Source organism: Massilia sp. UBA6681, assembly GCF_002454935.1.
GTDB lineage: Bacteria > Pseudomonadota > Gammaproteobacteria > Burkholderiales > Burkholderiaceae_D > Telluria > Telluria varians.
Genome location: NZ_DKJX01000084.1, coordinates 53,532 through 66,220 on the forward strand (window position 1 = coordinate 53,532; position 12,689 = coordinate 66,220).

A 12,689-nucleotide genomic window follows, 5' to 3' on the forward strand; every position below is an offset into this window, starting at 1 on the left:
TCATAAACGCGGTTACAAGGTAAAAAGAACATGCAATTCTCCGAAAACTGGCTCCGTTCCATGGTCGATCCGAAGATGACCTCGAGTGAGCTGTCCCACCTCCTGACCATGTCCGGCCTCGAAGTCGAGGAAGTCGAAGCGGTCGCGCCGCCGTTCACCAACGTGGTGGTGGCCGAGGTGAAGGAAGTCGCCAAGCACCCGGACGCCGACCGCCTGAACGTCTGCCAGGTAGACGTCGGCAGCGGCACCCTGCTCAACATCGTGTGCGGCGCCCCGAACGTGCGCGCCGGCATGAAGGCGATCTGCGCCAAGGCCGGCGCCGTGCTGCCGCCGGGCGCCGACGGCAAGCCTTTCGCGATCAAGGTCGGTAAACTCCGCGGCGTCGAGTCGCAGGGCATGATGTGCTCGGCCAAGGAACTGAAGATCTCGGAAGAGAGCAGCGGCCTGATGGAGCTGCCGGCGGACGCACCGGTCGGAGCAAGCATCCGCGACTACCTCGGCCTGGACGACCTGAAGTTCACCATCAAGCTGACCCCGAACAAGGCCGACTGCCTGTCGGTGCTGGGCGTGGCGCGCGAAGTGGCGGCCCTGACCGGCACCCCGCTGCACGTGCCGACCACCAAGCAGGTCGCCGTCAACCTCGACGAGACCCTGCCGGTGAAGATCTCGGCGCCGGACCTGTGCGGCCGCTTCTCGGGCCGCGTCATCCGCGGCCTGAACGCGCGCGCCGCCACCCCGGACTGGATGAAGCAGCGCCTCGAGCGCAGCGGCCAGCGTTCGGTGTCGGCCCTGGTCGACATCTCGAACTACGTGATGCTGGAAGTCGGCCGTCCCTCGCACGTGTTCGACCTGTCCAAGATCCACGGCGGCCTGGACATCCGCTGGGGCAAGAAGGGAGAAACCCTCAAGCTCCTGAACGGCAACACCATCGAGGTCGACGAGTGGGTCGGCGTGATCGCCGACGACAAGGAGATCGAATCGCTGGCCGGCATCATGGGCGGCGACTCCACCGCCGTCACCCTCGATACCACGGACATCTACCTGGAAGCCGCGTTCTGGTGGCCGAACGCCATCCAGGGCCGCGCCCGCAAGTACAACTTCTCGACCGATGCGGCGCACCGTTTCGAGCGCGGCGTGGATTACGCGACCACGGTCGAACACATCGAACGCATCACCGCGCTGATCGTCGAGATCTGCGGCACCGCGGAGACGAAAGTGGGTCCGGTCGACGATCAGTCGGTCAACTTGCCGCAGCCAAAGCCGGTCGCGATGCGCACCGCCCGCGCCGCCAAGGTGATCGGCGTGCCGCTGACCGATGACGTGGTTGCCGACATCTTCACGCGCCTGCAGCTGCCGTTCACCTTCGACGCCGGTGTCTTCCACGTCACCTCGCCGTCCTACCGCTTCGACATCGAGATCGAGGAAGACCTGATCGAGGAAGTCGCGCGCGTGTACGGTTTCGAGAACATCCCGACCCGCCCACCGGTTGCGCCGACCGCGATGCTGATCGAGCCGGAGAACACCCGCTCGCTGTTCGCGATCCGCCATCAGCTGGCCGACCTGGGCTACCAGGAAACCGTCAACATGAGCTTCGTGGAAGCCCAGTGGGAGCAGGACTTCGCCGCCAACGCGGACCCGATCCGCCTGCAGAACCCGATCGCCAGCCAGATGAGCGTGATGCGCTCGAACCTGGTGGGCAGCCTGCTGGCCAACGTGCGCTACAACGTCAACCGCAAGGCCGGCCGCGTTCGCGTGTTCGAAGTCGGCGCCGTGTTCAAGCGTAACGCGGCGGTAGTCGACGGTCCGCTGTCGGTGGCCGGTTTCGAGCAGCCCAAGCATGTCGCCGCCATGGCCTACGGCCCGGTCAATGACGAGCAGTGGGGCGAAAAGACCCGCCAGGTCGACTTCTTCGACGTCAAGGCCGACCTCGAGGCCCTGTTCGCACCAAGCGTGCTGCGCTTCGTGAAGGGCGAGCATCCGGCCCTGCATCCGGGCCGCAGCGCCTTCGTCGAGCTGGATGGCAAGCAAATCGGCTTCATCGGCGAGCTGCACCCGCGCTGGCTGCAGAAGTACGACCTGCCGCAGGCGCCGGTCGTGTTCGAAGTCGATGCCGAGGCGCTGCGCCAGCGCAGCGTGCCGGCTTACGCCGAGATTTCGAAGTTCCCGGGCGCCACGCGCGACCTGGCGCTGGTGGTCAAGCAGGGCGTCGCGGCCCAGGAGGTGCTCGATTGCTTCCATGCCGAGATCGCTGCGAATCCTGGCGGAAAGATCGTGCAAGCCGTTGTTTTGTTTGATGAATACCGCGGCAAGGGCCTGGAGACGGATGAAAAAAGCCTTGCTTTCCGCTTTGGCTTGCAAGATACTCAATCGACGCTGCAGGACGACGCGGTGGACGCCATCATGGCGGCCGTGGCCCGTGCGGCACAAGAAAAAGTCGGCGCAAAGCTGCGTGCATGATGTGTTTTACGGGGCGTTCCAACAGAGCGCCCTGGTAAAGCATGTCATATCGTTCCAAAACATCGTTTCTTGAAGGTAGGGCTTCAAAATTAATAACAACGACGTTGATTCGGCCGTGTTCCAGGAAGCGCTGGCGGCCGATCTGCATCGCGCGACACAAGTGGCGCGGATGCGGAAGGAAGCAGAGAAGGACCTGCCGACCCTGACCAAGGCCGAGCTGGCCGAGCTGCTGTTCGAGCAGGTCGGCCTGAACAAGCGTGAAGCCAAGGACATGGTCGAGACCTTCTTCGACGAGATCCGTAACGCGCTCGAGCGCGGCGAGGCCGTCAAGCTGTCGGGCTTCGGCAACTTCCAGTTGCGTGACAAGCCGCAGCGGCCGGGCCGCAACCCGAAAACCGGGGAAGAGATCCCCATCACGGCGCGCCGCGTCGTGACTTTCCACGCGAGCCAGAAGCTCAAGGGAATGGTCGAGGAGACTAGTCCGCCGAGTAACTCTCTGGCCCGCGCCGCCTGAGTACAATACGTAGATGAGCGAACGACCGAACAAGCCTGAGCCCGTGGTGCTGCCGCCGATCCCGGCGAAGCGCTATTTCACGATTGGTGAAGTGAGTGATTTGTGCGGCGTCAAACCGCATGTGCTGCGCTACTGGGAACAGGAATTCACCCAGCTAAAGCCGGTCAAACGCCGAGGTAACCGTCGTTATTACCAGCACCACGAAGTGCTGCTGATCCGCCGCATCCGCGAACTGCTCTACGAACAGGGTTTCACGATCAGCGGTGCGCGCAATCGCCTCGACGGCCGCGGCCATGTGGTGGACGCTGCCGACGAAGTCGAGCTGCCGCCGCCGGCACCGGTCGTCGATGTCGAGATGCTCAGGGCCGAGCTGCTGGACATTCTCGCTCTCCTGAAGCACGGCAGTCGCGCCGGCATCGCCTGAGCGCGTTCAGGCGCGCCGTACCGACGCCGCGCTGTCTCCTTGACGGAGACTCCCGATGCATTGCGCTCGTCAAAACTGTCCGATAAGCCATTGCGCGGACTTGTTGATGGGTGCCGCGCATAACTCAGCAAGTGTGTGCCTTGATGCCATGCGCCGTAGTGATAGAATGTCACTTGCGGTCATGCTTATATATGCATGCAAGCCGGGGCGTATGCACGGACCTGGCACTTTCCTGAAAAGGGAAAATTTAAGGGAAGACAATGATACGCGTTGCCATTTGTGACGATCACCAAATAGTTCGAGCAGGATTCAAACAGATTTTCTCGTCGTCGGGCGAGTTCGAAGTCGTCGCCGAAGGCGCCACCGGCCGCGAGGCCCTCGATATCGCACGCCGCGAAATCTGCGACGTCCTGTTGCTCGACATCGCCATGCCGGACCAGAGCGGCATCGATATCCTGCGCACCATCCGCCAGGGCCAGCCCAACCTGCCGGTGCTGATCCTGTCCGGTTATCCGGCGCAGCAGTACGCGCTCAACCTGTTCAAGATGGGTGCCAACGGCTATCTGAACAAGGAATGCGAAGCCGACGAGCTCAAGACAGCAGTGCGCACCGTGTACCAGGGCCGCCGTTATGTGAGCTCGACCGTGGGCGAGCTGCTGGCCCAGAGCTTCGACCGCGACCCGAACACGGCGCTCCACACCGAGCTGTCGGACCGCGAGTTCCAGGTCTTCCTGCGCCTGGCCAAGGGAGCCACCGTGTCGGACATCGGCAACGCCCTGTCGCTGTCGATCAAGACCGTCTCCACCTACCGCACCCGCATCATGGAAAAGATGGGCCTGCAGTCGAACAGCGACCTGACCTATTACGCCATGAAGAACAATCTGCTCGACTGAGCAGTTCCCGGACGCGCCGGCCCCCGGCGCGTTTCCCGTGCCGCCTCCGCTGTCCCTCCGGCTTGCCAGCCAACAACTGTTTCCAAGCGTTACAAAAATTTCGCCGCTGTGCAACATTTGTATTGCATACCGCCGCGTCCTCGCGCACACTGCTAAGTGCCCGCCACCCAGCATTTCTGTTTCCATTAACAATGGCTGGCATCCGCGTAACGTCTGCTTACCCCAAGGGCCTCACTGCACTGTCGAGCTAACGCGACTATAATCGGCCCGGACGGCATCAGTTGCGCGAAAGGAAGCCCATGTACTTTTCCACTGCCTTCGACGGCAAGCGGCTGCGTGGTCTGCCGCTCTCCAAGACCCTGTTGTGCGTGGCCTGTGTCGTCATCCTGGTCATCAACGCGGTCTTCCTGATCCGTAACCTGGATGACCTGCGCTCCGCGAACGCCCTGCAGGCCCAGACCGCGCGCGTCTCCGACGAACTCCAGTATCTGAACCTCCTGGTCACCGATGCCGAGAGCGGCTTGCGCGGCTATTTCCTGTCCGGCTCGGAAGTCAACCTCGGGCCGCTGCACGCGGCGCCCCAGCAGATCGACAGCCAGTTGCGCGCGCTGGGCGTGCTGCTGGCCGACAATCCTTCGCAAACGAAAAACCTGGCCCAGCTGCGCAGCCTGGTGCAGCGCAAGCTCGGCCTGATGCACGAGTCGCTCGAGGTCTACCGCCGGGGCGGGCTGGTCGACATCGTCGCGATCTCGGCGGCCGCCGACGAGCGCGGCCAGATGGACGAAATCCGCCTGCAGGTCGTGATCATGACGCGCGAGCAGAACGAACTGCTGGCCAGCCGCACTGCCGCGTTCTATGAACAGTCGCGCCGCACGGTGCTGCTGGGGGTCGGCATCAATGCCGCCGCCATCCTCGTGATCCTGTTGTTCCACAGCCTGGTGCAGCGCAGCTTCGGCCTGCGCCTGGAGGCCGAGCGCGCGCTGCAGCAGACCAACGACAGCCTGGAAGCGGTGGTTGCCGAGCGCACCGAGCAGTTGTCGGTGCTGTCGCGCCACCTGATCCGGGTGCAGGAAGAAGAGAAGTCGCGCCTGGCGCGCGAGCTGCACGACGAGATGGGCGCCAACCTGACCGCGATCGGGATGGACATGACCTCGGTCAGCGAACAGCTCAAGGGCACGCACCCGGAACTGGTGTCGATGCTGGGCCGGGCCCGCAAGACCCTGATCGACACCGTGCAGCTCAAGCGCCGCATCATCGAGAACCTGCGTCCCAGCCTGCTCGACAACATGGGCCTGTCGGCCGCGCTGCAGAGTTATTGCGCCGATTATGCGCGGGTGACCGCGCTCGACTGCGATGCCCTGATCGATGCCGAGGCGGACCGTGCCGGCCCGATGCAGGCGATCGCGCTGTTCCGCATCACCCAGGAAGCCCTGAACAACATCGCCAAATACGCCAAGGCGCGCACCGTGATCGTCAACCTGACGCGCGAGCCAAGCGGCTGGGAGCTGGAAATCACGGACGACGGCATCGGCATCCCGGCGGACGCCATGGCCAAGTCCAAGTCGCACGGCCTGCTGGGCATGCGCGAGCGTGCGCTGCTGCTGGGCGGCAGCCTGCAGGTGGCGCGCGGGGTGAACAATGTCGGCACCTGCGTGCGCGCCCGGATTCCGGCGGCCGCGCCGGGCGGGGATGGCAGCGCCAATGCCGCTCCGGTGTTCGCCGGCGCAGAAACGACAACGCCGCCCCTGTCGATCGGGACGGCGGTCGAGGCCAGGAGCGGCAAGGCGCCCGACGGGGCGCCGGTCAATTCTTAACGGGCCACGTCGCTCAGCAGGCGGTCGTACTCCGACTTGGCGACCTTGTAGCATTCGCCTGCGTACTCTTCCAGGCCGGCGCGGTCCAGCACGGTGATGTTGCCGCGGCGGTACTGGATCAGGCCTTCGTCCTGCAGCTTGCCGGCGGCAGCGGTGATGCTTTCGCGGCGCACGCCCAACATGATCGAGATGAGTTCCTGGGTCACTTTCAGTTCGTTGCTGGCCGAACGGTCCAGGCGGTCGAGCAGCCAGCGGCACAGTTTCTGTTCGATCGAGCTGTGGCGGCCACCGACGGCGTTCTGGGCCATCTGGGCGAACAACGCGTTGGTGTAGCGCATCAGGAGCTGGGGCAGGGCGCCGCCTTTGGCGAAGGCGTCACGCAGGAACTGGGTCTTGAGGCGGTAGCCGTAGCCGGCGCTCTGGACCACGGCGCTGCAGGTGGCGCGTTCGCCCATGAACAGCGACACGCCGACCGCGCCTTCGTGACCGACCACCGCGATCTCGGTGGTGGCGCCGTCTTCCATTACGTACAGCAGCGACACGATTGCCGTCGTCGGAAAATACACGTATTCCAATTTGCTGCCATACTCGAACAACTCCTTGCCGAATGGCAGAGGAACGAGTTCCAGGTGCTCGAACAGGGTTTCCAGGTCTTGGCGGGGCAGGGCGCCGAGCAGTTCGTTCTGCTGGGTGCCGCTGTAGCTGACAACGGGGCGGGACGCGGCTTTCACAGTCTCACTCGTGGCTGGGATCTTGTGTTGCGCTTTTTGCGTACCACCAAGCTGAGCGTTGTTCATTTTCTGTCCTCTTATCTCTAACGTGTGTCGGTTTGCGATTGCTTGAGGTCTTGTTTTCGTTTCCTCATCGCGATGTGTGAACAATAAAGCTATAGTCTGTTGGCGAACATAAGACTGGCAGTCGCCCCTGTGTAGGCTTGCCGCATCCGGTCTTGTAAGTCCAGTCCTACTGGAGAGATGTCGCTCTGTCATCTCTTTTTCTTTTGCTGAGGAAACGCTTTTGCGCCCGTTTCGCGCATAATGTGGCTTTCCTTTTGCCCCACCCGACAATGCCCTTGCCACTGCTGCTGGTCGAAGACGATGCCGTGCTGGCCGACGGGCTGCTGCGTACCCTGCAGGCCCAGGACATGCAGGTCGAATTGCTGCATGACGGACTGGCCGCCGATGCCCGGCTGCAGAACCCGCAGGCGGCGGCGCAGTTGGCCGTCGTCGTGCTGGACATCGGCCTGCCGGGCATCGACGGCTTCGAAGTGCTGCGCCGCCTGCGCGCGCGCGGCGCCAGGACCCCGGTGCTGCTCCTGACCGCCCGCGACGCCGTCGAAGACCGGGTGCGCGGGCTGGAGGCGGGCGCCGAAGATTACCTGGTCAAGCCGTTTGCCACTCCCGAACTGGTGGCGCGCATCCGCGCGCTGGCGCGGCGCTTCGCCCCGCCCCCGAGCCAGCTGGGGCTTGCGCGCCTCAGCCTCGACGGCGCCACCCGCCGCGCGCGCGTCGGCGAACGCCCCCTCGAGCTGTCGGTGCGCGAATGGGGCGTGCTCGAATACCTCCTGCAACATGCCGGCCGGGTGGTGTCGAAGCAGCAGATCATCGACGCCATCGCGCCCTGGGGCGACGACCTGACCCTCAACGCGGTCGAGGTCTACGTCTCGCGCCTGCGCCTGAAACTCGACGGCGCCGGCGTGGCCATCCGCACCATCCGCGGCTTCGGCTACCTGCTCGAAGCCGGGAACTAGGGCCTTCGCGAGCGGCCCATGAGCAGCATCCGCCTGCGCCTGCTGAAGTGGCTGGTCGCACCCATCCTCGTGTTCAACCTGCTGGCCGCGAGCCTGACTTACCTGCTGGCCTGGACCCCGGCCCAGCGCGCCTTCGACCAGGGCCTGCTGGACGCCGCCACCGGACTGGCCACGCGCCTGCGTCCGGGCGGCGCGTCGGTCGACCTGCCCGCGAACCTGCCTGACGCGGCGCGCGTGCTGGGCGCCGGTTCGCCCGACGCCAGCTGGTTTGTGGTGCGCGATGCGGGCGGCCGGGTACTGGCCGGCGACCCCGCTTTTCCGCGCCGCAGCGGCAGTGCGCCGGTGCGCGACGACCGCATGCACGGGCAGCCGGTGCGGGTGGCCAGCCTGCTGGTGCCCGGCAGCGGCGGCCCGGTCGAGGTGGGGGTGGCGCGCACGCTGAGCCAGCGCCAGCAGGTCCGCTCGGCCATCGTACGCGCACTGGTGCTGCTCGAAGTCGTGTTCAGCCTGGCCCTGGTCGGCCTGGTGTGGTTCTCGGTCGGCAACGGCCTGGCGCCGCTGGCGCGCCTGCGCGCGCGCCTCGATGCGCGCGGCAGCCACGACCTGGCGCCGCTCGAGGATGGCGGCATGCCGCGCGAACTGCTGCCGGTGGTGAACGCCTTCAATGCGCTGCTGGAACGCATCGCCGCCGGCGCCAGGGCCCAGGACGACTTCCGCGCGAACGTGGCGCACCAGCTGCGCACCCCGCTGGCCGGGCTGCGCCTGCAGCTGGAATGGCTGGCCGGCCGCCATCGCGACGATCCCGAGACCCTGCGCACGGTCGAACTGCTGTTGCAGGCCAACGAACGCATGATCCGCCAGGCCAACCAGCTGCTTTCGCTCGAACGCGCCGCGCCGGAACGCTTCGCGCAGGCGCGCTTCGCCCCGCTCGACCTCTCGGGCATCGTCGGGGAGTCGGTCCAGTCGTTTGTCGAGCGCGCGCTGCGCAAGGACATCGACCTGGGCTTCGAGCTGGAGCCAGCGTGGCTGGAAGGGGAGCGCCACATGCTGCGCGACCTGGTCGACAACCTGGTGGACAATGCGCTGCGCTACACGCCGGCGCAGGGCAGGGTCACGGTGTACTGCCGCCCGACGCCGGATGGGGTGGTGTTCGCGGTCGAGGATTCCGGCCCGGGGATCGCGCCCGAGAAACGGGCCCAGGTTTTTCAGCGCTTCGTGCGCCTGGACCAGCACAGCCAGGGCTCGGGCCTGGGCCTGGCGATCGTGCGCGAGATCGCCGCCGCGCACGGCGCCCAGGTGACGCTCGGCGACGGCCCGGATAATGGCGCGGGCGGACGCGGTCTGCTGGTGGCGCTACGGTTTCCTCCTGCCAGGCCTTGAGGCCGCGTCCGGTCGGCCACTGGGCTGAAAGACTGTGGATCCTCCGTGCGTTTGTCAGGGTTTTGTCAGGTTTTCCTCAGGGAAATGCAAGCTTTCCGGGTTATGATTCCACATGGAAACATTCCGGCTGTCGCCGGAGCCATCGGAGACCACCCCATGAACACGCGCCAGGCCGGATTCACCCTCATCGAGATCATGATTGCCGTCGTCATCATCGGCATCCTGACGGCGGTGGCCCTGCCGTCCTATAACGGCTATCTGATGCGGGCGCGCCTGACCGAAGCCTACACCGGACTCGCCGGGGCACAGCCGGCACTGGAACAGCATTGGGCGAACACGCGCAGCTACGAGGATTTCGATGATGCCGCGCTCAAGCTGATGCCGAAGAACTCCGAGCATTTCACCTTCACCCTCAGCGGCGCCACCGCGAGCGCCTACCTCTTGAGCGCCACCGGGAAGGGAGGCGCCAGCGGCTTCGTCTTCACGATCGACCAGAACGGCAACCGCGCCACGACCGCGGCGCCGGCCGGCTGGAGCACCAGCACGGTCTGCTGGGTCGATCGCAAGGAGGGCAAGTGCGCACAATGAGCGCCGCCGGCGCAGCCCGCCGCGCCGGCTTCACGCTGGTGGAAACGCTGATCGCGCTCGCCGTGTTCACGGTGCTGCTGGCGATCGGCGTTCCGCGCATGAGCGACTGGGCCGCCGCCAGCAAGGCCGCCGCCGCCGCCCAGTTCTACGCCGAGGGGCTGGGCCTGGCGCGCGCCAAGGCGCTGGCGCACAACAGCGCCAGCAGGCTGGTCCTGAGCCCGAATGCCGACAGCGGCCAGTACGACTGGCGCGTCGACCTGTGCTTCCCGACACCGGAGGCGCCTTGCAACGAGGCGGCCGGCGCCTGGTCGACCGTGGCCGATCCGGTCAAGCCCGACGGCGCAGCCGGCGCCGGCTTCAATTCGGTGCAGCGCAGCGCGGACGCGCTTCCGGCGGCCGCGCGCCTGAGCGTCACCCCCGGCCCGGACGGGGCCACCGCCGTGTACTTCACCCCGCTGGGCTGGATCGACACCAGGATCGAGCCGCGCATGATGCGCATCGACCTCGCTCCGGCCGCCTCCGCGCCACCCTTTCCCGCCGCCAGCCTGGTCATGACGCTGGGCGGCATCGCCATCCGATGCGCCCCGGACGCGGCCGCCAACGATTCGCGCAGGTGTCCCGAATGAGCGGCCCTTCCCGGAAACCGGCGCCGTCCCGGTCCCAGGGCGGTGTCGCGCTGCTCGAGGCCCTGCTGGCCGCGGTGCTGCTGGCGATCGGCCTGCTCGGCACGATCGGCCTGCAGGCGCGCTCCTATGCCGCCCTCTCCGACGCCGGCATGCGCGCCGAGGCAACCATCGCCGCCGACAAGCTGATCGGCATCATGAATACCGACCTCGACCACCTGGCGGAATACGGGATCGCCGCGGGCGCGCAGCCGTCCGCGCGCCTGGCGCAATGGCATGCGGAGACGGTGCGCCTGATCCCGGGGGCGAGCGTGGTCATCGCGGTCACCCCGCGCGCCGGCGGCGCGCCGGCCTCGGCCGACATCACGATCAATTGGCGCCGCAAGACCGGCACGCCGCTCAACGCCCACCGTATCACCTCGTATTTCGCGGGGGCGACATGAGACAGGCACGCATTGCGCGCGCGGCCGGCTTTTCTCTGGTCGAGTTGATGGTCAGCGTCGTCATCGGCCTGTTGGCGGTATTGTTCGCGACCCGCCTGATGACCGATGCGGAACGCAACAAGGCCGCTGCGCTGGGCGGCTCCGACTCGATGCAGAACGGGATGCTGGCCATGTTCTCGATCAGCGGAGACGCCGAGCAGGCCGGCTTCGGCCTGAACGACCCGCTGATCGTCGGCTGCGATACCGCGCTGGTGGATAGCGAAGGCTACCAGATGGCGCCCGCTGCGCGCGCCGGCGCCGTCGTGCGCCCGCTCGCGGCCGCGGTCATCGAGCCGGGCGGGGCAGGGCCAGACCGGGTGAGCTTGTACTCGGGGAGTTCCTTCAGCGGGACCGGCACCCTGCGCCTGCAAAATGACTACATCGGCGGCAACCGCCTCGACGTCGACCGCAAACCCTACGGCTTCGCGCGCGGCGACGCGATCCTGGTCGCGCCCGAGCAGCTGGGAGGACAATGTTCGCTGGCCCAGGTGGCGTCCGACCCCGCCACGCTGGCGCCGCCACCGGCCCAGCAGTTCGTACTGGTCGGCGGCGCCGGTTTCCGCTTCAATAGCGGCGCGCTGGGCGCCCAGTATACGGGCGGCGCCGCGCGCGTGTTCAACCTCGGACCGGCCGCCAGCCTGGCGTTTCGCACCTGGTCGGTCGAGGGCGGCTTCCTGCGCCTTCGCGCCACCGACCTGGCCGGCGCCGGCGCCGCCTCGCAAGCGGTCGCGGACAACATCGTCTCGCTCAAGGCGCAATACGGTTTCGACACGCGCGCCGGCGGCCTGTTCGCGCCGGAAGACGGGCTGCGCCTGGGAGCCTGGTCGAGCGCGATGATCGACGCCGACGGCGACGGCGTGGTGGGCGGCGCCGGCGACTACCAGCGCATCGCGGCGCTGCGCATCGCCGTGGTGGCGCGCGCCAGGAACCCCGAGCGCCCCGATGCCGCCACCGGACAGTGCGTCGCCACCACCGTGCTTCCTACCGTGTTCGCGACGCAGGGCGCCGAGAACGGCGCTGCGGTGCCAGTCCAGGTCGACGTCGGCGTGGCCGGCGACCCAGTCGACTGGCGCTGCTACCGCTACCGCGTTTTCGAGACCATCGTCCCGTTGCGCAATGCGGGCTGGAGGCCGACCGCATGAGTCCCCGGTTTACTTCCCCGCACCCGCAGCAGGGCATCGCGCTGCCGGTCATGCTGATCATGCTGCTGGTGATGCTGGTCTCGAGCATCTACCTGCTCCGTTCCAGCAATTCGACCACGCTGACCGCCACCAACCTGGCGCAAGACTCGGCGCTGGCGCGCGCCGCCGATCTGGGCCTGCACACGGGCTTCCGCTGGCTGAGCGAAACCGCACAGACGGGCAAGGCCCAGTTGAACCGGCACGTGCCCGAGCAGGGTTACCGCGCCAACCTCGACACCACCCTGACGGTGCGCTCGAGCGAGTTCTGGGACGGCTCGCGCGAGTTGGTCGACGCCGCCGGCAACCGGATCCGCTACGTGATCCACCGCATGTGCAGCTTCGATGGCGCGTACAGCGAGGGGAACAATGCCTGCATGCAGACCGCCGCCAACACCTCCCAGCTGGGCAATACGGTGCGCCTCGGCGACAGTCTGGCCTCGGATTCTCCCGTGTATGCGGGCGTGCCGCAGCTGCATTACGTCATCACCGCGCGCATCGATGGCCCGCGCGGCGGCAACGTGGTCACCCAGATGGTGGTCCTGATCGGCGCCTGAGCCATGAGGCCGGGCCCCGCACACTGAAC

General features: G+C 66.6%; 13 protein-coding genes. 12 read left to right on the top strand and 1 reads right to left on the bottom strand.

Annotated elements, in window-relative coordinates:
- The first annotated feature begins 30 nt into the window (after positions 1 to 30).
- From pheT to B2R83_RS14340, 5 genes are all read left to right on the top strand, one after another.
- On the top strand, positions 31 to 2,457 hold the full coding sequence (gene pheT, locus B2R83_RS14320; protein ID WP_292042506.1) for a phenylalanine--tRNA ligase subunit beta: 2,427 nt from the start codon (positions 31 to 33) through the stop codon (positions 2,455 to 2,457).
- A 169-nt stretch (positions 2,458 to 2,626) separates the two neighbouring features.
- On the top strand, positions 2,627 to 2,971 hold the full coding sequence (locus tag B2R83_RS14325) for an integration host factor subunit alpha (RefSeq protein WP_027865357.1): 345 nt from the start codon (positions 2,627 to 2,629) through the stop codon (positions 2,969 to 2,971).
- 13 nt (positions 2,972 to 2,984) lie between these two features.
- A complete protein-coding gene (locus tag B2R83_RS14330; protein WP_209586341.1) occupies positions 2,985 to 3,395 on the top strand; it encodes a MerR family transcriptional regulator in 411 nt (136 codons plus the stop codon).
- A gap of 260 nt (positions 3,396 to 3,655) precedes the next feature.
- Positions 3,656 to 4,288 (top strand): response regulator, encoded by a 633-nt coding sequence (locus tag B2R83_RS14335; RefSeq protein ID WP_027865355.1) that lies wholly within the window; start codon positions 3,656 to 3,658, stop codon positions 4,286 to 4,288.
- Between the two features lie 299 nt (positions 4,289 to 4,587).
- Entirely contained in the window at positions 4,588 to 6,102 is a 1,515-nt protein-coding gene (locus B2R83_RS14340; RefSeq protein ID WP_292042515.1) for a CHASE3 domain-containing protein, read from the top strand.
- On the opposite strand, the gene B2R83_RS14345 is transcribed toward B2R83_RS14340, so the two are convergent.
- A complete protein-coding gene (locus B2R83_RS14345) occupies positions 6,099 to 6,899 on the bottom strand; it encodes a Crp/Fnr family transcriptional regulator (RefSeq protein ID WP_027865354.1) in 801 nt (266 codons plus the stop codon). The genes B2R83_RS14340 and B2R83_RS14345 overlap by 4 nt on opposite strands.
- Before the next feature lie 269 nt (positions 6,900 to 7,168).
- Between B2R83_RS14345 and B2R83_RS14350 the strand changes: the two genes are divergently transcribed.
- From B2R83_RS14350 to B2R83_RS14380, 7 genes are all read left to right on the top strand, one after another.
- Positions 7,169 to 7,852, top strand: a complete 684-nt coding sequence (locus B2R83_RS14350) for a response regulator transcription factor (RefSeq protein ID WP_292042519.1) — start codon at positions 7,169 to 7,171, stop codon at positions 7,850 to 7,852.
- Positions 7,853 to 7,870: 18 nt separating this feature from the next.
- Positions 7,871 to 9,232: a sensor histidine kinase gene (locus tag B2R83_RS14355; protein WP_292042521.1), complete on the top strand. Its 1,362-nt coding sequence runs from the start codon at positions 7,871 to 7,873 to the stop codon at positions 9,230 to 9,232.
- 156 nt (positions 9,233 to 9,388) lie between these two features.
- The gene (locus tag B2R83_RS14360; protein ID WP_292042524.1) at positions 9,389 to 9,820 is read left to right on the top strand and encodes a type IV pilin protein; all 432 of its coding nucleotides are present in this window, start codon (positions 9,389 to 9,391) and stop codon (positions 9,818 to 9,820) included.
- Complete coding sequence (locus tag B2R83_RS14365; RefSeq protein WP_292042749.1) at positions 9,817 to 10,446, top strand: pilus assembly FimT family protein; 630 nt, start codon at positions 9,817 to 9,819, stop codon at positions 10,444 to 10,446. Before B2R83_RS14360 ends, B2R83_RS14365 begins: the two co-directional genes overlap by 4 nt.
- Positions 10,443 to 10,886 (top strand): hypothetical protein, encoded by a 444-nt coding sequence (locus tag B2R83_RS14370; protein ID WP_292042526.1) that lies wholly within the window; start codon positions 10,443 to 10,445, stop codon positions 10,884 to 10,886. Before B2R83_RS14365 ends, B2R83_RS14370 begins: the two co-directional genes overlap by 4 nt.
- Complete coding sequence (locus tag B2R83_RS14375) at positions 10,883 to 12,067, top strand: PilW family protein (RefSeq protein ID WP_292042528.1); 1,185 nt, start codon at positions 10,883 to 10,885, stop codon at positions 12,065 to 12,067. The genes B2R83_RS14370 and B2R83_RS14375 overlap by 4 nt, the downstream gene beginning before the upstream one ends.
- A complete protein-coding gene (locus B2R83_RS14380; RefSeq protein WP_027865347.1) occupies positions 12,064 to 12,660 on the top strand; it encodes a pilus assembly PilX family protein in 597 nt (198 codons plus the stop codon). The genes B2R83_RS14375 and B2R83_RS14380 overlap by 4 nt, the downstream gene beginning before the upstream one ends.
- The last annotated feature ends 29 nt before the right edge of the window (positions 12,661 to 12,689 follow it).

What these genes read in the sequence shown, in the direction of transcription:
- pheT (WP_292042506.1), top strand. Translation starts at nt 31, where the DNA reads ATGCAATTCTCCGAAAACTGGCTCCGTTCCATGGTCGATCCGAAGATG.
- B2R83_RS14325 (WP_027865357.1), top strand. Translation starts at nt 2,627, where the DNA reads ATGCGGAAGGAAGCAGAGAAGGACCTGCCGACCCTGACCAAGGCCGAG.
- B2R83_RS14330 (WP_209586341.1), top strand. Translation starts at nt 2,985, where the DNA reads ATGAGCGAACGACCGAACAAGCCTGAGCCCGTGGTGCTGCCGCCGATC.
- B2R83_RS14335 (WP_027865355.1), top strand. Translation starts at nt 3,656, where the DNA reads ATGATACGCGTTGCCATTTGTGACGATCACCAAATAGTTCGAGCAGGA.
- B2R83_RS14340 (WP_292042515.1), top strand. Translation starts at nt 4,588, where the DNA reads ATGTACTTTTCCACTGCCTTCGACGGCAAGCGGCTGCGTGGTCTGCCG.
- B2R83_RS14345 (WP_027865354.1), bottom strand. Translation starts at nt 6,899, where the DNA reads ATGAACAACGCTCAGCTTGGTGGTACGCAAAAAGCGCAACACAAGATC.
- B2R83_RS14350 (WP_292042519.1), top strand. Translation starts at nt 7,169, where the DNA reads ATGCCCTTGCCACTGCTGCTGGTCGAAGACGATGCCGTGCTGGCCGAC.
- B2R83_RS14355 (WP_292042521.1), top strand. Translation starts at nt 7,871, where the DNA reads ATGAGCAGCATCCGCCTGCGCCTGCTGAAGTGGCTGGTCGCACCCATC.
- B2R83_RS14360 (WP_292042524.1), top strand. Translation starts at nt 9,389, where the DNA reads ATGAACACGCGCCAGGCCGGATTCACCCTCATCGAGATCATGATTGCC.
- B2R83_RS14365 (WP_292042749.1), top strand. Translation starts at nt 9,817, where the DNA reads ATGAGCGCCGCCGGCGCAGCCCGCCGCGCCGGCTTCACGCTGGTGGAA.
- B2R83_RS14370 (WP_292042526.1), top strand. Translation starts at nt 10,443, where the DNA reads ATGAGCGGCCCTTCCCGGAAACCGGCGCCGTCCCGGTCCCAGGGCGGT.
- B2R83_RS14375 (WP_292042528.1), top strand. Translation starts at nt 10,883, where the DNA reads ATGAGACAGGCACGCATTGCGCGCGCGGCCGGCTTTTCTCTGGTCGAG.
- B2R83_RS14380 (WP_027865347.1), top strand. Translation starts at nt 12,064, where the DNA reads ATGAGTCCCCGGTTTACTTCCCCGCACCCGCAGCAGGGCATCGCGCTG.